This window comes from Shewanella submarina (assembly GCF_042646185.1).
Classification (GTDB): Bacteria; Pseudomonadota; Gammaproteobacteria; order Enterobacterales; family Shewanellaceae; genus Shewanella; species Shewanella corallii.
In genome coordinates this window covers 875,933-895,822 of the sequence record NZ_JBHRTD010000018.1, presented here as the reverse complement: position 1 = coordinate 895,822, position 19,890 = coordinate 875,933, and the positions used below count along the sequence as shown (strand labels likewise).

Below are 19,890 nucleotides of genomic sequence, written 5' to 3'. Positions count from 1 at the left end.
CCAGAGCACCTAAATCGGTGGTGCCGTTTCCAGGCAGCCTAATTGACAGGAAAGAGACATGGGACTTTTCAGCAAATTCCGGGCAAATGAAGGCAGTGACAACAAGCAGGTCACTCCTGAATTCAGCAATCCTCCAGCACAAACCAACGAGAGCCCTCTGCATCAGGCGATGGAGCAGGCCCTCGAGCAGGCATTGGATGCCGTGGTGATTATCGATGGCAAAAATAAAGTCGTCTTTATGAACAGCGCCGCAGAAAATCTGTGGGGTTACAATGCCGATGAAGTGATTGGTCAAAACGTCAAAATGCTGGTGCCGGTTGAACATCAGCCGAATCATGACAACTATGTCGATACCAACAGACGCACAGGTCGCAACAAGATTGTTGGTACCAAGCGGGAGATTGAGGTTACCCGCAGGGATGGCACCAAAACCTGGGTCAACTTGGCGCTGAACCGCACCACTGTGGGGGATGAGATTGGCTATACCGCCTTTATCCGGGACATCACCGCAGAGCGTCGTAAGCGGGAAGAGATCGACCAGACTCTGCAACAGGCTATTGATGCTGTTGTCAGTATCGATGCCAATAATATTGTCACCTTTTATAACCCTGCAGCCGAGGCACTTTGGGGCTACACCAAGGAAGAGGTGATAGGACAAAACGTCAAGATGCTGGTGCCCAAAGAGTTCCAGCCAAACCATGACGAATTCGTCAATCGCAACCGCCGCACAGGCAACAATAAGATTGTGGGGACCAGTCGCGAACTCAAGCTGGAAACCAAAGATGGACGCGAAATCTTTGTGGCCTTCTCCCTGTCCAAAGTGGATATAGATGGCAGCATAGGTTACACCGCCTTTGTCAGAGATATTACTGCCCAGCGGGAAACCCAGGAGTCGGTCAACCAAACCCTGGCCCAGGCATTGGATGCCGTCGTCACTATTGATGACAAAAATATTGTCACCTTCTTCAACAAAGCGGCTGAAGAGCTCTGGGGCTACTCTCCCGCCGAGGTGATAGGTCAGAACGTTAAGATGCTGGTGCCCATCGAGCATCAGGCCAACCATGATGGCTATGTCAACAGCAACCGCACCACAGGTCAGGATAAGATTGTTGGCACCCGACGCGAAGTCCCCATTTTCCGTAAGGATGGCCGACAGGACTGGGGCCTGCTGTCACTGTCTAAAATCCGTCTGGATGGCAAGATCATGTATACCGCCTTTGTCCGTAATATCACCAAAGAGGTTAACCAACGGGAAGATATGAATGTCATCATGGAAAACGTGGCTAAATCCTCCGGTGAAATCGCGGACATCTCCAAGGTGATTGACGGTATCTCCAGCCAAACCAACCTGCTGGCATTGAACGCAGCCATCGAAGCGGCACGGGCCGGTGAACATGGCCGGGGCTTCGCCGTGGTAGCTGATGAAGTACGCCAACTGGCGTCCCGCTCCTCAGAGTCCACCAACAAGATTAACCAGTTGTCGGAAGACACTCAGGGCTTCCTGAATCAGCTGTCGGCTCTGCTGCGTGAATCAGTGAAACGGGATGGCTGATACCCAAACCTTCTGTTGATGACAAAGCCCACCAATTACGGTGGGCTTTTTTAATGCCTGCTCCGGTCTGTATATTGACGCGAGCCGCTACTGTCTATTTACTGACATATCACTGCGATAACTTAGGGGAACAGAGAGTGTTTTCTGCCGATACATTCACATTTTTAGCCCAGCTGGAGAACAACAACAGCCGCGACTGGTTTAAACAGCACCAGGATGAATATGAAGCCAGGGTCAGAACGCCCGCCCTGCAGTTTATTGAACAGATGGCACCGGGTATTCAGGCTTTGTCGCCCAGGTTGACCGCTGTCGCCAAAAAAGTGGGCGGCAGCATGATGCGCCCCCAAAGGGATACGCGTTTCAGTAAGGACAAACGCCCTTACAAGACCAATGTGGGCATACAGTTTCGCCACTTTCAGGGTAAGGATGTGCATGCCCCCGGACTCTATGTGCATCTCTCCCCGGAAGAATGTTTTCTGGGAGCCGGCATCTGGCATCCTGATGCTCCCGCGCTCAGGGCAATACGTAACTGTATCGATGAAAATCCCAGAGGCTATCTCAAAGCCGTAGAGAGCTTAACCGCCGCAGGGTTTGAAATGACAGGTGACAGCCTTATTCGCCCTCCCAAGGGGTTTGATACAAGCCACGCTCTGATTGAAGAGTTAAAGCGCAAAGACTTTATTGCCGTGATGCCACTGTCACGGCAGGCATTGATTGAGCAGGATGCTGTTTCACTCTGCCTTGAAAAATTCAGCGCCACCCAAAAATTGATGTCATACCTCTGTTTTGCACTGGATTTAGACTACTGAGGATAAAAGGATGATCGACTTCTATTCAGCCGCCACCCCAAATGGCTATAAGGTAGCCATCGCCCTCGAAGAGATGGGACTGGAGTATCAGCTGCATCACCTGGACCTGATGGCCAATGACCAGAAACAACCTAAGTTTCTGGCTATCAACCCCAATGGTCGTATTCCCGCGATTGTCGACCGGGACAACAGGGATTTTGCGGTATTTGAGTCTGGAGCCATTCTGCTCTATCTGGCAGAAAAAACCGGTAAATTCCTGCCTGCAGACCCCGACGCCAGAAGTCGGGTTATTCAATGGCTGATGTTTCAGATGGGCGGTGTAGGACCCATGATGGGCCAGGCCAATGTGTTCTACCGCTATTTTCCGGAGAAGATCCCCGCAGCCATTGAACGCTATCAAAAAGAGGGCCGACGCTTATTTGAAGTCCTGAATACCCGCCTTGCAGAAGCAAGCTATCTGGGGGGTGATGAGTACAGTATTGCAGATATGGCGACCTGGCCCTGGGTTCGCATCCACGACTGGAGTGGCATCAGTATTGAAGGTTTGCCTCACTTGCAGCTCTGGCTGGAAGAAATCGCACAGCGGCCCGCCTGCCAGAAAGCCATGACAGTACCACCACCATCGCAAGCCAGCGATGAGGACAAGGCCAAAGAGATACGCAAAATGGTGACACGTTAAGTCACACTCAAACCTCTCTATGCGTAAACGCCGGAATGCTCAACTTCCGGCGTTTTCTTTGTTACACTTCGCGCCAATTTGATCAGCGGCCTCCTCTCCAGGCCAGAGTATCCCGGACAACACCCATGGCACATTCCCCAATCACACTGCCTGCATTCGATGCGCAGGCCATTACCGTCAGCAGCTCACAGGAAGTCCGGGCGCTGAGCTATGCCCGCACCCTGCATCAACTCATGTCTGACATTCAACAGGGTAAGCTGCCGGCTGACAAAATGCTGGCCAACTACTTTCGTGAGCATAAGAAGCATGGCTCCAAGGACAGACGTCTGCTGCGGGAAACCCTGTTCGCTCTGTTCAGATGGTGGGGATGGTTAAACAAACTGGCGACGACTGATACCCAGCAGCCCTGGCTGGCTATGCTGGCAACCGCAGCCATGCTTGAAAATCACAAATGGCAGGATATTGCCATGGCCTGGGCTCACCTGGCTGGCGTGAATATCAATGCCGAAGACAGCGCAACTCCCCTCACCAGAATCCAGACCTGCTTCCCGACGCTGAGCTTTGACAGCAAGGCCCTGTTGCCCGATTGGTTCTGGCAGTTTGCCGACAGTTCACAGGCTCAGCAGCTGGCAGACAGTCTGAGCCAACGTCCACCGATATGGGCTCGTGTACAGGGTATCTGTCGCGACAAACTGGTGACAGAGTTGCAAGCAGAAGGCATTCCTGCCGTGGCCAGTAAGGTCTTTGATGACGCTTTGACTCTGGGGCACAAGAGTATCAATCTGAATGATCTTGCCGCTTACCGAAATGGCAAGCTGGAGATCCAGGATCTGGCCTCTCAAGTGATTGGTCAGGTATGTGCGCCCAAGCCGGGTGAAAAGTGGTGGGATACCTGCGCCGGTGCCGGCGGAAAAAGCCTGCAGTTAAGTGCTCTGTCCCAGGCGAAAGGTAAAGCCGTAACCCTGACAGCATCGGATATCCGTCCTCAGGCACTGGAAGAGCTGCAAAAGCGCGCCAGGCGTGCGGGTCTGCGCAATATTCAGGTGGCCCCATGGCGCTCCGATGCATTGCCTGTGGCAACCGCTGAGTTTGATGGCGTGTTGGTGGATGCTCCTTGCTCCTGTACCGGCACCTGGCGTCGCAACCCGGACATGCGCTGGCTGGACAATGCCTCCGCCATTACCGACAAGCCTCAGCTGCAACTGGATATCCTGACCCGCTCCAGTCAGGCAGTTAAAGTAGGGGGTGTGTTGGTTTACGCTACCTGCTCTCTTGCTCAGGCGGAAAATGGTGATGTTGTAGATGCCTTCCTGGCTGCCAACCCTGAATTTAAAGCCATTGATTCTGTGCATCCCTTTACCGGCGAGACCCAAAGCCAGATTACCGTTTGGCCCTATGAGGCCGACAGTGATGGTATGTTTGTGGCGAGAATGACGAGAAAAGCATAACTAACTACTCCATAAGGAAATTTTTCCTTAATGGGCAAAATATTTTGCTTTCTCTGCTCAGGCAATTGAGCTAAAAATTGCGACTTAGTGAAAACAAAGGAAATGTACGCACTATGTCACACAGCCACAAATTTGATAAATGGGATGATGACCCCAGAAAGTCAAAGGCCAGAAAAACCAAGTTACGCCGGCGGGATAACAAACGCAGAAGCAATGATGATGACGCGCTGATTGCGCATGTCGACAAATGGAGTTGAACAGACAAGTAACCCGGTATAACTGAAAAAGCAGGCATTTAGCCTGCTTTTTTCCTATAAGCGCTTATCAGAAACGCGCCTTCACACCAAGGTAGAAACCTGTATCAAAGGTTTCATTGCGGGCGTGCTCATACTCAAAACGGATATAACGGTAGCCCGCATAGAAGCCCATCTGCGGGGTCAGGTCGTAACCCACGCCACTGCCCAGCTCATAATGACCTTCCATATCACCAAAAGCCAATACCGATGGGGTGTAGTAAGCCGTGTTCTGCCAGTACAGGTTGGAGCCCAGGTTCAGCTGGTACTTACCACCAACACTCAAGACTGTGCCATTCGGACGATCATCGGCCCATACGTGAGTCAGCTTGCCGCCAAACTGCAGATGGTGGGCACCGGCATCATGGGTCAGCGCCAATCCTACCTGCGCCAAATGACCTTCAGGCTCGGAATAGATATAACCTGCAGAGCCATTCAAACCCTGCATCAACTGACCTGTCACCTGAGTGGAAACAACGTCGTCATTCAGACCCAGTTCGAATTCGGCCGCATTGGCGGCACCAGCCAGCAAAGCAGAAGCGGACAACAGGGAAACAAGAGTGGAAGCGCTACGCATGAATACCTCAAAACTTCATGGATAAAATGAGCCGGGATAATACTCTATATTCACCTGAATAAGTGAATAAATTCAGCGTTATCAATCAGCTCTTACGCGATCACCCACCAGCTTTTCCATCATGGCATCAACATCCAGGTCTTCAACCAGCGGCATGTAGTACCAGCCGATAGTGTTGCCGGTACCCCGTACACTCAGGTAATTGCGCCAGAAGTGCCAGCCGTTTTTCAGCAAGTTGGCCTGACTGGCCTTGTTTTCATCACGTACAGTAGCCCACAGCAGTTTAATACCATCACGCCTGGCCACCTCAACACGCTCCTCGGTCAAACGCTGGGCAACACCGCGACGTCGATAAGCAGGAGACACCATCAGATAACCCATTTCCGCTACTTCACCCTCGCCTTCCTTGATGGCAGCGCAGCCAATCAAGCCGCCCTCATTGGTCATGGCGATCACCACAGATCGGGAACGGAAAAAGGATTCGTGGTTCAGGGGATGGGCATTATCATCCCGGGTATCCACCAGGTTAGCGGCGGCTTTCAGGTGAGCCGGTTCACTGGTCACTTTATAGATAAATGCAGAAGCTAAATCAGTCATGGAATGGACTAAACAAGGAAAGGTTGTAATAGCGGGATAATAACAGCTTTGACGCAAAAAACAGCCACCGCCAGTGAAAATCACTTGCCAGCTGTACAAACTCCAGTCGGATAGACAAGCCAACACAGGAGTACTCTGACCGGCGTCACCTTACTAATGGATTAAGCTAAGGATTCGGGATCCCCGAAACTCAAAAGTACGCTCACTTTATGCATTGATATATAAGGATTTTAAAAATCTCTCTGTTTTTTTCGATCCCGGCAGGAACTTTCAATCACTGCTACCCTCTAACATAGTGAACACAGGAATTTAGTTCTCACGTTCATCATTCTCCCTGGGACTTCTAGCGCAGTCCCCTTGATCTAAATAGATCTCCAGGCAGCCCCATATGGTGGCTGCTTTTTTTATGTCCGTACCAGCACTGAAAAAAAGATCCGATCTTTTTATCGCTGCGGTTGAACTTTTCCGGCAAAGGCCGGTCTCACTTTATAAACCGAACATTTAGACAGTGTTTCATCGTTCATCATTCTCCCTGGGACTTCTAGCGCAGTCCCCTTGATCAAAATTGATCTCCGGGCAGCCCCACATGGTGGCTGCTTTTTTTATGCCTAAGCCGCAGCGCTTATCCCGTCAGAAACCGGATTTAGAAAAACCTGATCTTTTTTCAGTGCTGGCAGAACTTTTCAGGCAAAGGTCGGTCTGACTTTATGAACCGAACATTTAGACAGTGTTTCATCGTTCATCATTCTCCCTGGGACTTCTAGCGCAGTCCCCTTGATCAAATTTGATCTCCGGGCAGCCCCACATGGTGGCTGCTTTTTTTATGCCTAAGCCACAGGGCTTATCCCGTCAAAAACCGGATTTAGAAAAATCTGATCTTTTTGCCATTGTGGCTGAACTTTTCCTGCAAAGGCCGGTCAGACTTTATGAACCGAACATTTAGCATAGTGTTTCATCGTTCATCATCCTCCCTTTTCAGATGGTGTTTAGCGCAACCATCATTCAACTTCCGAATTGAAGTTTCAGCGACCCAAATGGGTCGCTTTTTTTATCGCCAATTATTGGTATTACAAAAACAAAAAGGCCTCCCGAAGGAGGCCTTTAGCGAGCGATTTTTGCCTTACAGGCGGATACCGGCTTTTGCCAGGTCCTTGGCTACTACGCTCTTTGGCAGAGGTACATAACCATCTTTCTCTACCACTTTCTGGCCCTGCTTGGACAGAATGAAGCGGATGAACTCACGATCCATTGGCGCCAGTGGCTTGTTTGGATGCTTGTTGATGTATACGTACAGGTAACGGGACAGAGGGTAAGTACCGTTGGCTGCGTTTTCATTGGTGGCAGCGATATACTTATCACCCTTCTTGGACAGAGCCACAGCCTTTACACCGGCAGTCTTGTAACCTATGCCTGAGTAACCAATGGCGTTCAGAGACTGAGATACAGACTGAACTACAGAAGCACTGCCTGGCTGCTCGTTAACATTGCTCTTGAAGTCACCCTTACACAGGGCTTTCTTCTTGAAGTAACCATAAGTACCGGATACAGAGTTACGGCCATAGAGCTGAATATCACGCTTCTGCCATGCACCGGTCAGGCCCAGTTCACCCCAGCGGTCGATGTTCTTGTCACCGCACTTGTGGGTGGAAGAGAAGATACCGTCTACCTGCTCCATGTTCATGCCCTTGATTGGGTTGTCTTTATGAACAAATACAGCCAGAGCATCAATAGCAACACGAATAGCCGTTGGTTGATAGCCAAAGTGCTTTTCGAAAGCTTCAATTTCGTTAGGCTTCATCTTGCGGCTCATAGGGCCGAACTGAGAAGTCCCTTCGGTCAAGGCTGGAGGTGCAGTTGAAGAACCGGCAGCCTGAATTTGAATGTTGACGTTTGGATAGATGTGCTTAAATTCCTCAGCCCACAGTGTCATCATGTTAGCCAGGGTATCTGAACCGACAGAGGACAGATTACCTGATACGCCACTGGTTTTTTCGTAGCTGGGCAGCTGTGGGTCCAGTGCCGCAGAAGCGGAGGCCGCGAACATTCCTGCAGCAGTCAGGGTTATCGCGCCGACGAGTTGCTTCAGTTTCATTTTCATCTCCGAAGTTTTACGAACTTGTTGTAGTTGACGGTGCTCAGTATCCACCCGCTTTATGACATCCCCATGACCCGTTTGTTACATTAAAGTGACAAAAGCGGAGCAACTCATTGATTTTGGGATCGCCCTAGCTGAACACCGGGTTCAAGTATGACAATCCTCTTACAGAAAGATGTACCCGTCTCAGAATCAGGCGACAGATGAATGGGCAACTAAATGAGTGGGAATAATAAAGCTGAAGGTACTGCCTTTATTGGGCTCACTGACAATATTCAGTTCGCTGTGATGATGACCCAGCGCATGCTTCACGATAGCCAACCCCAGGCCACTGCCTCCCGTCTGTCTTGAACGGGCACTGTCAACCCGATAAAAACGTTCTGTTAAGCGAGCGATATGTTCCGCCGCAATGCCGATGCCATTATCTTTAACGCTGAATCTGGCGCCGCCACCAATGGATTCCCAACGCACGCTTATTTGGCCACCGGGCTCAGTATAACGAATTGCATTGGCAATCAGGTTAGAGCAAGCACTGCGCAGTTGCAGCTCATTACCATGGGAGTGAAGGCCGGGCTCACAATACCAATCAATCTGATATTGTCCCTGAGACAAGGCCTGAGCTTCATCTTTGAGGATCTCCATCATCTGGGCCATATTCACCTTCTGCTCCAGATCGATATCTATGGCATCCTCAATGCGCGACAGCGCCAGTAACTGCTCCACCATGGACTGCATACGCCGGGTTTGCTGCTGCATCATCTCTATGGGTTTGGCCTGCATAGAGTCCGGCTCAGCCATGGAGCCCATCATCTCCAAATAGCCTTGCAGCACAGTCAGGGGTGTCTTCAGCTCATGGGACACATTGGCCACAAAGTCTTTGCGCATCACTTCCAACTGGCGAATACGGGTGATATCCCGGGCGATAAGCAGAAGCTGCCTGTCCCCATAGGACATAAGCCGGATCTCAAGCAGTCGTCTTTCTGTAACAGGCGATGGTAATTCCAGAGGAGTATTGAACTGAGCTTTATGCAGATAGGCGATAAAGTCCGGGTGACGAATAAGATTATCCAGGCGTTGGCCTGAATCCTGGGGCCACACCAGACCCAACATTAACTGGGCCAGCTTGTTACACCAGACAATATTGTGCTCACTATCCAATACCACGGCAGCATCAGGCAAGGCTTCAGCGCCCTGACGGAAACGCCCCAGCAGGCCAATCAATTGATTTACCTTGCGACGGTTTTTGCCCTGTAAGCGGTAAATACCGTTAAACACCCCTTCCCAGCTGCCACTGCCGTGGGGCGGGGTCAGACGTCTTTCATGCCATAGCCAGTTGGATAGCCTCAGCAGCTGACGATAGTGCCAGACCAACAGCACTACTGCAGCCACCAGAGAAACCAGTACTACTTCATCCAGCAACAAGCCAAGCAGAATTGTTGCAATCACATACAGGCTGAGGCGGGAGAACAGCCTGTATCCGGAATAAGCATTAAACATGTCTGAGAAATTACTCCGGGAACGCTCTCAGCGTCCCTTTATCGACTGGGCTATCCCCGGGTCGAGAATCGGTAACCTGCTCCGCGAACAGTCTGGATCAATTTGTCATGACCCGAGACTTCCACAGCCTTACGCAGGCGTCGGATATGAACATCAACGGTTCTGTCTTCCACATACACATTGGTCCCCCAAACGTTATCCAGCAGCTGCTCGCGGCTGTATACACGCTCCGGGTGAGTCATAAAGAAATGCAGCAGACGAAACTCGGTAGGCCCCATATCCAGCACCAACTCTCCCACAGTCACTCTGTGACTCACAGGGTCCAGAGTCAATCCCTGAACATCTATGGTCTCTTCCAACCGGGTAGGCGCAGCACGGCGCAGTACCGCCTTGATTCTGGCCACCAGCTCCTTGGGTGAGAAAGGCTTGGTAATATAGTCGTCAGCACCGACCTCAAGGCCTTTCACCTTGTCTTCCTCTTCACCCCTGGCTGTCAGCATTATAATGGGGATCTGTCTTGAAAACTCATCCTGCTTTAGCTTCTTGGCCAGCTGAATTCCACTGCCACCGGGGAACATCCAATCCAACAGAATAAGGTCCGGGTAGGGCTCAGTCATCAGCGCCACAGCTGAGTCATAATCTTCAGCGGCATAGGCGGTGAAACCATGCTGTTCCAGTACAAATGTCAGCATCTCGCGGATGGCCAACTCGTCTTCAACAATCAGTATCCTAGCAGTCATAGTCTATGCGTCTGTCAGTGAACTCTATTTTGCATGACGTCATTATTGGTCAGTTTTATTACAAAATTATGATACAGGGTAGAAATCAAACGAAACACTATAAATATTAATCGAATAATCAATAATCTCCGAAACTTTACTGAGCTTTTTCAGTGAAAAAACCTGACTGTACCTGCCATCAAAACACAAAAAAGGCGCCAATTGGCGCCTTTTAAATCAATTATCCAGTATTTAGGGTCTAGGTTTAGAACGAGTGCTGGATACCTACGCCGATGTATTCATCGTCGTAAGAGGAGTTGTCATACTCACGGCTGGTGTAGAAAGCCAGCAGCTTGGTAGGCTTGGCCAGCTTGTAGTCTGCACCTACAGACCAGGAGCTACCCATGTCTTCCATATCCTGATACTGGCCTTTCAGAGTCACAGCCTGGATATCGTAAGAGGCACTGAACATATAGCCGGACTTGGACTTACCGTTCTGGCTCTCTTCCTGCTCCTGATACATACCACCAATCTTGAAGCCTGCGATCTTGCCCTGAGCAGTGGCACGCAACACGTCATAGCCTTTAACTTCTGAGTCATAGGCAATGGAAACAAATATAGGGGTCTTCTTCAGCTTGGCATCACCATACATGGCCGCAGCACTGAAACCATCAGTTTCTTTCAGAATTGTTTCGCCGGCACCATTGGTGTAGGTGTAGTCCTGATCAGAATCACCTTCGGCAACATAGGTCACACCAAAAGTGAAGTTACTGAAGTTAGGCGACATGTAGGTCGCAGTCTGGGCCAGTCTGTTTTCGCCTTTGAACAGCTTCTTGATATCGCCATCCAAATCGCTGAACAGATCCACTTTACCCTGAGACTTTTTCAGCATGGTGTCATTACGACCCATAGCAACAGAACCAAAGTCACCTCTCAAACCAACAAACTGGTTACGGGCTTCGAAGTTGTCTTTGGTGTCAGCACCGGTATCAACTTCATATTCGATGGTATAGAAGGCTTCCAGGTTGTTACCCAGGTCAAAAGCCCCCTTTACACCCAGACGTGAAGCATTGCTCTGGATTTCAGTTTTGGATTCGCCCTTTTCGTCATTGGACTGAGCAGTGACATTCAATTTACCGTATACAGTTACCGCATCGGCAGCTTGGGCACCGGATACCATTGCGGTAGCAATAGCAGAAGCGATCAAAGTTTTAGTGAGCGTGTTCATCATTTCATCCTTTAAAGGCAATAAGTCTAGTTTTAAAGACCAGTGTTGTTTTTGCAGCGAGGCAAGTGTCCTACCTTTATGTTGCAGTTTTATTTCAACTTCCTAAATTAATGTATGCTTTTTTAAAAATTGCAACTTTGAACGTCGAATTGATGAATATTTCAACAATTTTTGAGAGTTCAGCACGAAAAACTGTCACGAAATTGTAAATTTGGATAAATCGGTCACCCGCTATAATGCAAAGTGTTTAATACCATAGGGTTACCTCTTACCGTCGAAAGTTCGCCTTTTATTCATAAAAAAGTCTGATTCCCCCCGGGAATATTTCACAAAGCGCAATAACCCAATTGGGCAAAGTCAATTTTGTACCTTCCTTTACCCTGACCATCCTATGCCTTAAACTGCCCTACTTTTCATTCCTCAGCAGAGTCAGCCATATGTGGTTTAAAAATCTCACCCTCTATCGTTTCAATAAGCCATTCTCCGTCGATACCGAATCTCTGGAAAAAGCCATGGCGGATTTTCGATTTTCCCCATGCGGCAGTCAGGATATAAGTAAATTCGGTTTTTCCAACGCCATGGGAAAACACGGTGATACTTTGGTGCACTCAGCCAATAACCGTCATCTGATCTCTGCCACTAAAGAAGAGAAAATTCTGCCCTCTTCTGTGGTGAAAGAAGCGCTGGATGAAAAAGTCGGTCAGCTGGAAACCGAAGAGAACCGCAAACTGACCAAGAAAGAGAAAGATGCGCTGAAAGATGAGATCACGACCACTCTGCTGCCTCGCGCCTTCTCCCGTCGCAGTCAGATCCAGGCTTTGATCCTGCCTGAGCAGCAACTGGTGCTGGTTGACAGCTCCAGCGCCACCAAGGCCGAAGAGCTGCTGGCGCTGCTGCGTAAAGCCCTGGGCAGCCTGCCGGTTATCCCAGTCTCATTTGCCACGCCACTTGAGCAGCAGATGACAGACTGGCTGAAAGTGGGCAGTGCCCCTGCGCCATTTGAGATTCAGGATGAAGCTGAACTAAAAGCAGCTGCCGATGAAGGTGGCATTGCGCGCTTTAAGCAGCAGGATCTGCAGGAAGATGAAGTACTGGCTCACCTGGAAACAGGTAAGCAGGTTCACAAGCTGGCACTGCACTTTGGTCAGTCAGTCGCTTTCCTGCTGGGCTCAGATGTAACACTCAAGCGTCTGAAGTTCTCTGAAGAGTTCCGTGCCGGTAATGATGAGCTGGGTAATGATGATCCTATGGCTCGTCTGGATGCCGACTTCGCCATGATGAGCAGTGAACTGGTTGCCCTGCTGGAGTCCAGCATCAATGCACTGGGTGGCCTGGAGCCGACTGAGTAAGTCCGACGCCCAATAGTACAAATGAAAATCCCGGCCTGAGCCGGGATTTTTTATTGGTTGAGTACTTTACCCAGATCTTCATATCGAACCCGCCTGGGGTCCTCTTTGGGCAAGCGGGCCATGGTCTCAGCCAGCGCCTGATATTCGGCCCTGGCGTCAGCAAGCTTACCTTGCTCTACCAAAGTGCTGAGTCGTTGCAGTGCCTGCACCAGCTCAGTGTTATCCATGGTCAATTCCATGGCCATCCCCTGAACTTCCAACATTGCATTATCGGCGGCAGGCTCTGCGGATTTCATCATGCCGGGCTCGCTGCTGACCCTGAGCTTTTTCTGAACTGAAGGCGCAGGCATATCGGCCAGCGCTTCCTGCTCTGTCGCCCCCATAGGCTCAGGGCTGCGCATCAACACAGGCTCTGGCATAGCCGGGCCGTCAATTGCAGGTTTTTGTAATTCTGGCCAATAAAGGCTCAAGCCAACAATCAGCAACACTGATGCTGCACTGGACCATATCCAGGGAGAACGCCCGGACTTCTTGCTGGGCTGGGTTGTCGTCTGGGGCACACTCCGCTGCCGGGCCAACGCCAGAATCTCAGCATCCAGTGATTCTGGTGGCTCCTCTTTGGCCTGAACCAGATACAGGTGGCGAATTTCCTGCATATCCTGCTCTGAACGTTTGTTATTCACGACTCGCCTCCCACTTACTGGCGACACACTCTTTAAGGCTTTGATAGGCGTAGCGTATCCGGCTCTTGCTGGCCTCAAGACTGACACCGACTATCTCGGCAATCACCCGGGCAGGGAAGCCGGTTTCGCAATTGAGCAAAAACGCCTCCTTCTGCACCTGGGGCAGCAAACTGACACACTCTTTCAGCAGCCCTGCCTTTTGCTCCTCTTCCAAAGACACTCCCGGCTCCCCCTCATCGGCGCCAATATCAGGGCTGTCATTATCGGTTTGCACTTCAGTGAAGAGATCAACAGGTTTAACAGCCCGCACATGATCGACCAACAGATTATGGGCGATGCGATATAACCAGGTGGTGAACTTAGCCTGGGGCTGATATCCGGCGGCCGCCTTGATCACCCGACTCCAGGTTTCCTGATACAGATCTTCAGCCAGCGGCCTGTCCCCAATTTGACGAACAAAGTATCGGTATAAAGGGCCTTTATGTTTCAGATACAACTGCTCAAATGCGCGGCTGTCACCAGCGGCATAATCGAGCATCAGTTGTTCATCGCTGCCACCGCTGTCGGCGGCATTTGCCAATGCCATACTCAATTGCATCCCCCAATAACCTGACCGCTATGGATAAGCTCCTGGCTCAGGCGTCACTGTATGTTGAGATAACGCCGGAGCCTCTATCTGCGCCAACGCCTGTGCAGACAAAGCCAGGTTGATAAATTCTCTTCTGTAACCCCAAGTATCCTGCCCTACAGCGGAATTTGCCAGTGCTATCATGTCACCATAGTTGGCATTACCTATATAAGTGCCGCCATTCAGCAATTGTCCCAGCCCCGCAACTGCCGCGGCGAAGCGCATATCCTGACTGGCCTGATTCAATGACTCGTATGCAGTTCCCCAACTCACGGCTTTGGTCAATAACTTACTTTGGCCGCCCTGTGGAGGCTGATATCTGAGTTTCACGAATGCCAACTCATCATGCTCAGGCCCGCTATCATCGCCCTGGCCGCCATATCTCAGAGGGTCCATATCCCGCTGGCCATTCACCAGGGCCAGTTCATACAGGGCAGTGACCTGATGCCCGGCCCCAACTTCGCCACCATCTACCTTGTCATTATTGAAATCGGCGCGGTTCAGCTGACGGTTTTCATACCCTATCAAACGATACTCAGCCACCAGCGCCGGGTTGAACTCCAACTGCAGCTTCACCTCTCTGGCAATCACCGCCAGTGAAGAGGAAAGCTGGTTAACCAGCACCTTACGTCCTTCGGAGAAGTTGTCGATATAGGCGTAATGACCATTGCCTTTGTCTGCCAGCTGCTCAAGAGTATGTTCCTGTAAATTGCCGCGCCCAAAACCCAGCACAGACAGGAATACATCGCTCTGTTTGCCCTGACTGATGATATCCAGCAGTGCAGCTTTATCTGTTACCCCGACATTAAAATCGCCATCGGTAGCCAGAATCACCCGGTTGATGCCATCGGCAATAAAGTGGGCTTTAGCCAGGCGATAAGCGTCACGAATACCGGCGCTGCCATGGGTACTGCCACCTGCGGTCAGCGCAGCAATGCCAGCATCCAGCGAGGGGCTATCACCGGCTATACCCTCAAAGACCACGCGACTGCTGCCGGCATAGGTCACCAGTGACACCCTGTCATCACTGTCCAATTGTTTTGCCAACATCCGCATCGATTGCTGCAGTAAAGGCAGTTTATTGGCATCCTGCATAGAGCCCGAGACATCGACCAGAAATACCAGATTGGCGCCGGGCAGCTCCTCCATCGGCATGGACTGGGTGGCCAGCTGCACCTTGAGCAGTTGCTTGCCTGAGTTGTAAGGGGATGGTGCCAGCTCAGTCGCCAGAGTGAATTTCTCATCTGAGATACGGTCCCCCTGAACCTCATATTCAAAGTAATTAACCATCTCTTCAGTTCTGACTGTACCAGCTGGCAGCAAACGCCCCTGCTGCAGATAGCTGCGCAGCAGACTGTAACTGCCGGTATCCACATCCACGGCGAAAGTCGATACTGGTTGCTGACGGGTCGCAATCACAGTGCCGGGTTCTTGCCTTTGCAGCTCCTCCCGACTTATCTCCGGCATCCCCACCACAGGGGGAGGCAAAATATGAGCTTGCATTGCCATATCCATACTCATGCCCTGAACATGATAACCGGCGATTATGGCCTTCTTCTGAGCCGTCGCCTGCACAGGAGCGGCTTCAACCTCAGCCAGCGTGACCTCATGGGCACTCTGGTCTCTGCTACTTTCAGATGAGGCAGGCCTGGTTTGAGGGTCGTTGTCCCTGCCGGGACTGCAGGCTGTCAGCAGGGCTATAGTGACAATGGATATCAGTGGCAGCCCTGAACCGGGCCATATGTTGATCTTCTTCATCTTGCTCTCCTCTATTCCACTTACTCCCTATCAACGTCAGTGATTGGAAAAGGGGTTATCTGAGGCAGGATTTTTTATTTAGCGCCCGCAGGGAGATGCGCCGCTGAAGCAGATTAAATATTGCACAGGCATCTTGCGTGATCAGCTTCACAACATAGAATGGGTTCAAGACCTAAAATAGCGACCTCCTCACAAAACATTCATCTCGCGGAAACTCATATCGTGCCACACAGAGCCCACCTTTTTTCGCTTAAACCAGGTTACGCACTGTTAAAGTCATACTTTACAGAGCAATACACCAGGCAAAGATTCTTTAAAGACCTGCTGGCCGGCATCACGGTCGGTATTATCGCCATTCCTCTGGCGATGGCGCTGGCGATTGCCAGTGGCGTACCCCCTCAGTATGGTCTGTACACTGCTGTTATCGGCGGCTTTATCATCGCCCTGTTGGGCGGTTCCCGCTTCAGTATTTCCGGGCCGACAGCCGCCTTTGTGGTGCTGCTGTTCCCCATCGCCGAGCAATTTGGTCTCGCTGGCTTGCTGTTGGCCACTGTGATGTCCGGCATTATTCTGGTGCTGATGTCCCTGCTGCGTCTGGGGCGTCTTATTCAATACATTCCTGAGTCCATTACTCTGGGCTTTACCGCCGGTATTGGTGTGGTGATTGCCACCCTGCAACTGAAGGACTTCTTTGGTCTGAATATCAGCGAGATGCCTGAGCACTACTGGGATAAAGTCGCCACTTTGGTCAACTCGGCCCCAAGTGCCCACTGGCCCAGTATTCTGGTTGCCGGGGTGACACTGGCCGTCATGCTGCTGTGGCCAAAACTGAAACTGCCGGTACCGGCTCACCTGCCCGCCGTAGTGATTGGCAGCCTTATTGGCCTGTACCTGAACCATCATGGCTTTATGATTGACACCATTGGCAGCCGCTTCAGCTACACCCTGGACGATGGCACCACAGGTTTTGGTATTCCTCCTGTTTTACCGGAATTTATGTTCCCCTGGATGCAGGCCGGTGCCGATGGCCAGCCTCTGGGGCTGAGTTGGTCCATGGTACAGGCGCTGCTGCCCTCGGCCTTTGCCATCGCCATGTTGGGTGCCATCGAGTCTCTGCTGTGCGCCGTGGTGCTGGATGGCATGACCAATACCCGCCACAGTGCCAACAGTGAGCTGCTGGGCCAGGGTATAGGTAATATAGTGGCGCCATTCTTTGGTGGTATTCCTGCCACAGCCGCCATTGCCCGCTCTGCTGCCAACGTTAAAGCCGGTGCCACCAGCCCGATTTCCGCCATGGTGCATGCAGCCGTAGTCTTGCTGGCTCTGGTGGCCCTGACCAGGATCCTCGCCTATGTACCTATGTCAGCCATGGCTGCTTTGCTGCTGGTTGTGGCCTGGAATATGAGTGAAGCGCCCAAGGCTGTGCATCTGCTTAAAACTGCGCCACGCAGTGATATTCTGGTGTTCCTGGTGTGCTTTACCCTGACCGTGGTATTCGACATGGTGATCGCCATCAGTGTAGGTATGGTGCTGGCAGCCCTGCTGTTTATGAAAGAAGTGGCAGAGATGACCCGGGTGAGAGATATCAGCCAGACCCCAAGATATGTCAGTGGTGAACTGCCAGAAGGCAGCAAGGTGCTCAGAGTCGAAGGCCCACTGTTCTTTGCCGCCGCCGAAAATGTATTCGGTGAGATCAGCGCCCTGACCTCTGATTGCAGCACTTTGGTACTGCAGATGGATGCGGTACATCTACTCGATGCGGGTGGTTTGTCAGCTATGACCAAGCTTATTCAGCAATGTCGCCATAACGGTACCCGTCTGCTGGTTTGTGAACTTCAGTTCCAACCATTAAAAACACTGGCAAAAGCCGGAGTGCAACCTGTAGAAGGTGTTATTAAGTTTTTCCCAACTCTGGATGAGGCGCTGCAGGATATTTAATACTAAACGTTAATATTGCAGCAAATGAAATTTATAAGGCCGGTTATATAACCGGCCTTTTATTTATATATTCAGCTGGGACATTTTGGTCAGACAACTTGTCCATATTTATCCCAAAAAAACTCTAAACCACTGACATAAAGGCAGAATCAAGCGTTAGTTCACAGATTCTAATAAAGCTTACCGAGACCAACCAAAACCCTTTAAAACCAACGACTTGTGACAATTGAAATTTCGATATTACTAATTTAAAAATAAGTATTAACGATAAGAGTCACAAAAAGATATGAATTAACCCTAAAACAAATATGAACAGACTTAAATATTGACCTAACTCAATTTTGATATTTTTGCGCTCACCTATATTCAGCCCGCTTTATAAAAACAAACAATAAAACAGCTGTTGTCATAAACACTAAACAACCTTTCAATTCCTGCAATTGAGGTTGTGGATGAGGAACGCAAAAGACTATGACTGCTACCACCTATCAACCCGGTGAAATCCAGGGGCTGATCAAGATTGATGCATCTAAGTGTAAAGGTTGTGATGCCTGTAAGAAGTTCTGCCCGACCAATGCGATTGAAGGCGCATCCGGTGCTGCCCACTCCATCGACCAGGACAAGTGTGTTGGTTGTGCCCAGTGCCTGGTGAACTGCCCATTCAATGCCATCGAAGAAACCCACAGCGCCATTGAAACCGTCATTAAGAAACTGGCCGACAAAAACACCACTGTCGTTGCTATTCCAGCCCCTTCTGTGCGGGTTGCTATTGGTGAAGAGTTTGGTTTGGGTACCGGCTCTCTGGTGACCGGCAAGATGTACGGCGCCATGAACAAAGCCGGTTTCAGAATCTTTGACTGTAACTTCGCTGCCGACCTGACCATTATGGAAGAGGGCAGCGAGTTTATTCACCGCCTGCACGCCACGGTAAAGGGCGACCCAAATGCCGGAGCCCTGCCACAGTTCACCTCATGCTGTCCGGGTTGGGTACGCTATCTGGAAACCAACTACCCAAGCCTGCTGCCTAATCTGTCTACAGCCAAATCTCCTCAGCAGATGGCAGGTACAGTGGCCAAGACCTATGGCGCCAAGATTTACGATATGGAGCCGGAGAAGATCTTCACTGTCTCTGTGATGCCATGTACCGCCAAGAAGGTGGAAGCCTCCCGCCCAGAATTCAACGATGCCTGGAAATACCACAAAGAGCAGGGTTCCCGCGCCGCCGAGTATCCGGATGTGGATGCAGTATTGACCACCCGCGAACTGGCAAAGCTGTTCAAAATGCTGGATATCGATCTGGCCAGCACCCCTGAGTACAAAGGCGACAGTCTGTTCTCCGAGTACACAGGTGCAGGCACCATCTTTGGTGTGACCGGCGGGGTAATGGAAGCAGCGCTGCGTACTGCATACAAGGTGCTGACCGGCTCCGAAATGGCCAAGCTGGAATTTGAACCTGTTCGTGGTCTCAAGGGCGTTAAAGAAGCGTCAGTCACCCTGTTTGATAATGAACTGAGCCAGAACGTCACAGTTAACGTGGCCGTGGTTCACGACATGGGCAACAACATTGAGCCCGTGCTGCGTGACGTGATGGCAGGCACCTCCAAGTATCACTTTATCGAAGTGATGAACTGCGCCGGTGGCTGTATCAATGGTGGTGGTCAACCTATTGAAGGCACAGGTTCTTCCTGGCTTGGCAATATCTGATAAGGAATTCTCATGAGCAAGAAAAGCTATTTGTTCGCCGAAGACAGCTTCTTCCTGTCCCGTCGTAAATTTATTGCCATTGGTGCAGCCTTTACCGCGGCGCTGGCACTGCCTGTGGGCTGGTTCTCCAGCAAACTGGAACGTCGTAACGAGTACATCAAAGCCCGTACTGAGGGCCTGTACAAGGACGATGCCATTGCCAAACTGCGGGTAAGCCACGCCAACCCGGCCGTTGAAAAGTACTACAAAGAGTTCGGTGGTCAGCCACTGGGGCACCTGTCCCACGACCTGCTGCACACTCACTTTGTTGACCGTACCAAGCTGTCTTGATTGGAG

17 protein-coding genes are annotated in these 19,890 nt (G+C 50.8%); 8 read left to right on the top strand and 9 right to left on the bottom strand.

The features are described from left to right. Positions 1-58 precede the first annotated feature (58 nt). From ACFOE0_RS21050 to ACFOE0_RS21035, 4 genes are all read left to right on the top strand, one after another. Complete coding sequence (locus ACFOE0_RS21050; RefSeq protein WP_283106314.1) at positions 59-1,552, top strand: PAS domain S-box protein; 1,494 nt, start codon at positions 59-61, stop codon at positions 1,550-1,552. 137 nt (positions 1,553-1,689) lie between these two features. Further along, the gene (locus ACFOE0_RS21045) at positions 1,690-2,361 is read left to right on the top strand and encodes a DUF2461 domain-containing protein (protein ID WP_248934505.1); all 672 of its coding nucleotides are present in this window, start codon (positions 1,690-1,692) and stop codon (positions 2,359-2,361) included. A gap of 10 nt (positions 2,362-2,371) precedes the next feature. Then, positions 2,372-3,040 carry a glutathione S-transferase family protein gene (locus ACFOE0_RS21040; protein ID WP_248934504.1) on the top strand — a complete coding sequence of 223 codons (669 nt, stop codon included), beginning with the start codon at positions 2,372-2,374 and terminating at the stop codon, positions 3,038-3,040. A gap of 125 nt (positions 3,041-3,165) precedes the next feature. Continuing rightward, entirely contained in the window at positions 3,166-4,488 is a 1,323-nt protein-coding gene (locus ACFOE0_RS21035; protein WP_248934503.1) for an RsmB/NOP family class I SAM-dependent RNA methyltransferase, read from the top strand. A gap of 324 nt (positions 4,489-4,812) precedes the next feature. On the opposite strand, the gene ACFOE0_RS21030 is transcribed toward ACFOE0_RS21035, so the two are convergent. From ACFOE0_RS21030 to ACFOE0_RS21005, 6 genes are all read right to left on the bottom strand, one after another. Next, the gene (locus tag ACFOE0_RS21030; protein WP_248934502.1) at positions 4,813-5,358 is read right to left on the bottom strand and encodes a YfaZ family outer membrane protein; all 546 of its coding nucleotides are present in this window, start codon (positions 5,356-5,358) and stop codon (positions 4,813-4,815) included. Positions 5,359-5,439: 81 nt separating this feature from the next. Next, positions 5,440-5,955, bottom strand: coding sequence for a GNAT family N-acetyltransferase (locus ACFOE0_RS21025; protein ID WP_115135519.1), 516 nt, complete (start codon positions 5,953-5,955; stop codon positions 5,440-5,442). 1,120 nt (positions 5,956-7,075) lie between these two features. Beyond that, entirely contained in the window at positions 7,076-8,047 is a 972-nt protein-coding gene (locus ACFOE0_RS21020; protein WP_115135278.1) for a PstS family phosphate ABC transporter substrate-binding protein, read from the bottom strand. A 195-nt stretch (positions 8,048-8,242) separates the two neighbouring features. After that, positions 8,243-9,547 carry a phosphate regulon sensor histidine kinase PhoR gene (phoR, locus tag ACFOE0_RS21015; protein ID WP_248934501.1) on the bottom strand — a complete coding sequence of 435 codons (1,305 nt, stop codon included), beginning with the start codon at positions 9,545-9,547 and terminating at the stop codon, positions 8,243-8,245. Between the two features lie 50 nt (positions 9,548-9,597). After that, a complete protein-coding gene (gene phoB, locus ACFOE0_RS21010) occupies positions 9,598-10,287 on the bottom strand; it encodes a phosphate regulon transcriptional regulator PhoB (protein ID WP_115135280.1) in 690 nt (229 codons plus the stop codon). A gap of 244 nt (positions 10,288-10,531) precedes the next feature. Then, positions 10,532-11,497 carry a porin gene (locus tag ACFOE0_RS21005; RefSeq protein WP_248934500.1) on the bottom strand — a complete coding sequence of 322 codons (966 nt, stop codon included), beginning with the start codon at positions 11,495-11,497 and terminating at the stop codon, positions 10,532-10,534. Between the two features lie 434 nt (positions 11,498-11,931). On the opposite strand from ACFOE0_RS21005, the gene rdgC reads away from it, so the two are divergent. Continuing rightward, entirely contained in the window at positions 11,932-12,843 is a 912-nt protein-coding gene (gene rdgC / locus ACFOE0_RS21000) for a recombination-associated protein RdgC (protein ID WP_248934499.1), read from the top strand. 50 nt (positions 12,844-12,893) lie between these two features. On the opposite strand, the gene ACFOE0_RS20995 is transcribed toward rdgC, so the two are convergent. Genes ACFOE0_RS20995 through ACFOE0_RS20985 form a run of 3 tightly spaced genes read right to left on the bottom strand, consistent with a single transcriptional unit; the run spans position 12,894 to position 15,912 of the window. Then, positions 12,894-13,526, bottom strand: coding sequence for a hypothetical protein (locus ACFOE0_RS20995; RefSeq protein ID WP_248934498.1), 633 nt, complete (start codon positions 13,524-13,526; stop codon positions 12,894-12,896). Continuing rightward, positions 13,519-14,124 (bottom strand): sigma-70 family RNA polymerase sigma factor, encoded by a 606-nt coding sequence (locus ACFOE0_RS20990; RefSeq protein ID WP_240316974.1) that lies wholly within the window; start codon positions 14,122-14,124, stop codon positions 13,519-13,521. Before ACFOE0_RS20990 ends, ACFOE0_RS20995 begins: the two co-directional genes overlap by 8 nt. A gap of 18 nt (positions 14,125-14,142) precedes the next feature. Then, the gene (locus ACFOE0_RS20985) at positions 14,143-15,912 is read right to left on the bottom strand and encodes a vWA domain-containing protein (protein WP_248934497.1); all 1,770 of its coding nucleotides are present in this window, start codon (positions 15,910-15,912) and stop codon (positions 14,143-14,145) included. Between the two features lie 222 nt (positions 15,913-16,134). Between ACFOE0_RS20985 and dauA the strand changes: the two genes are divergently transcribed. The 3 genes from dauA (at position 16,135) to hydB (ending at position 19,884) form a co-directional block, all read left to right on the top strand. Then, the gene (dauA, locus tag ACFOE0_RS20980) at positions 16,135-17,850 is read left to right on the top strand and encodes a C4-dicarboxylic acid transporter DauA (protein ID WP_248934496.1); all 1,716 of its coding nucleotides are present in this window, start codon (positions 16,135-16,137) and stop codon (positions 17,848-17,850) included. 471 nt (positions 17,851-18,321) lie between these two features. After that, the gene (gene hydA, locus ACFOE0_RS20975; protein ID WP_248934495.1) at positions 18,322-19,554 is read left to right on the top strand and encodes an iron hydrogenase large subunit HydA; all 1,233 of its coding nucleotides are present in this window, start codon (positions 18,322-18,324) and stop codon (positions 19,552-19,554) included. Positions 19,555-19,566: 12 nt separating this feature from the next. Next, a complete protein-coding gene (gene hydB / locus ACFOE0_RS20970) occupies positions 19,567-19,884 on the top strand; it encodes an iron hydrogenase small subunit HydB (protein ID WP_248934494.1) in 318 nt (105 codons plus the stop codon). Positions 19,885-19,890: the final 6 nt, after the last annotated feature.

Coding starts and splice junctions, on each gene's coding strand:
- ACFOE0_RS21040 (WP_248934504.1), top strand. CDS start 2,372: ATGATCGACTTCTATTCAGCCGCCACCCCAAATGGCTATAAGGTAGCC.
- ACFOE0_RS21005 (WP_248934500.1), bottom strand. CDS start 11,497: ATGATGAACACGCTCACTAAAACTTTGATCGCTTCTGCTATTGCTACC.
- ACFOE0_RS20990 (WP_240316974.1), bottom strand. CDS start 14,124: ATGCAATTGAGTATGGCATTGGCAAATGCCGCCGACAGCGGTGGCAGC.
- phoB (WP_115135280.1), bottom strand. CDS start 10,287: ATGACTGCTAGGATACTGATTGTTGAAGACGAGTTGGCCATCCGCGAG.
- ACFOE0_RS21025 (WP_115135519.1), bottom strand. CDS start 5,955: ATGACTGATTTAGCTTCTGCATTTATCTATAAAGTGACCAGTGAACCG.
- ACFOE0_RS21030 (WP_248934502.1), bottom strand. CDS start 5,358: ATGCGTAGCGCTTCCACTCTTGTTTCCCTGTTGTCCGCTTCTGCTTTG.
- hydA (WP_248934495.1), top strand. CDS start 18,322: ATGACTGCTACCACCTATCAACCCGGTGAAATCCAGGGGCTGATCAAG.
- ACFOE0_RS21020 (WP_115135278.1), bottom strand. CDS start 8,047: ATGAAACTGAAGCAACTCGTCGGCGCGATAACCCTGACTGCTGCAGGA.
- ACFOE0_RS21050 (WP_283106314.1), top strand. CDS start 59: ATGGGACTTTTCAGCAAATTCCGGGCAAATGAAGGCAGTGACAACAAG.
- ACFOE0_RS20985 (WP_248934497.1), bottom strand. CDS start 15,912: ATGAAGAAGATCAACATATGGCCCGGTTCAGGGCTGCCACTGATATCC.
- hydB (WP_248934494.1), top strand. CDS start 19,567: ATGAGCAAGAAAAGCTATTTGTTCGCCGAAGACAGCTTCTTCCTGTCC.
- phoR (WP_248934501.1), bottom strand. CDS start 9,547: ATGTTTAATGCTTATTCCGGATACAGGCTGTTCTCCCGCCTCAGCCTG.
- ACFOE0_RS21035 (WP_248934503.1), top strand. CDS start 3,166: ATGGCACATTCCCCAATCACACTGCCTGCATTCGATGCGCAGGCCATT.
- rdgC (WP_248934499.1), top strand. CDS start 11,932: ATGTGGTTTAAAAATCTCACCCTCTATCGTTTCAATAAGCCATTCTCC.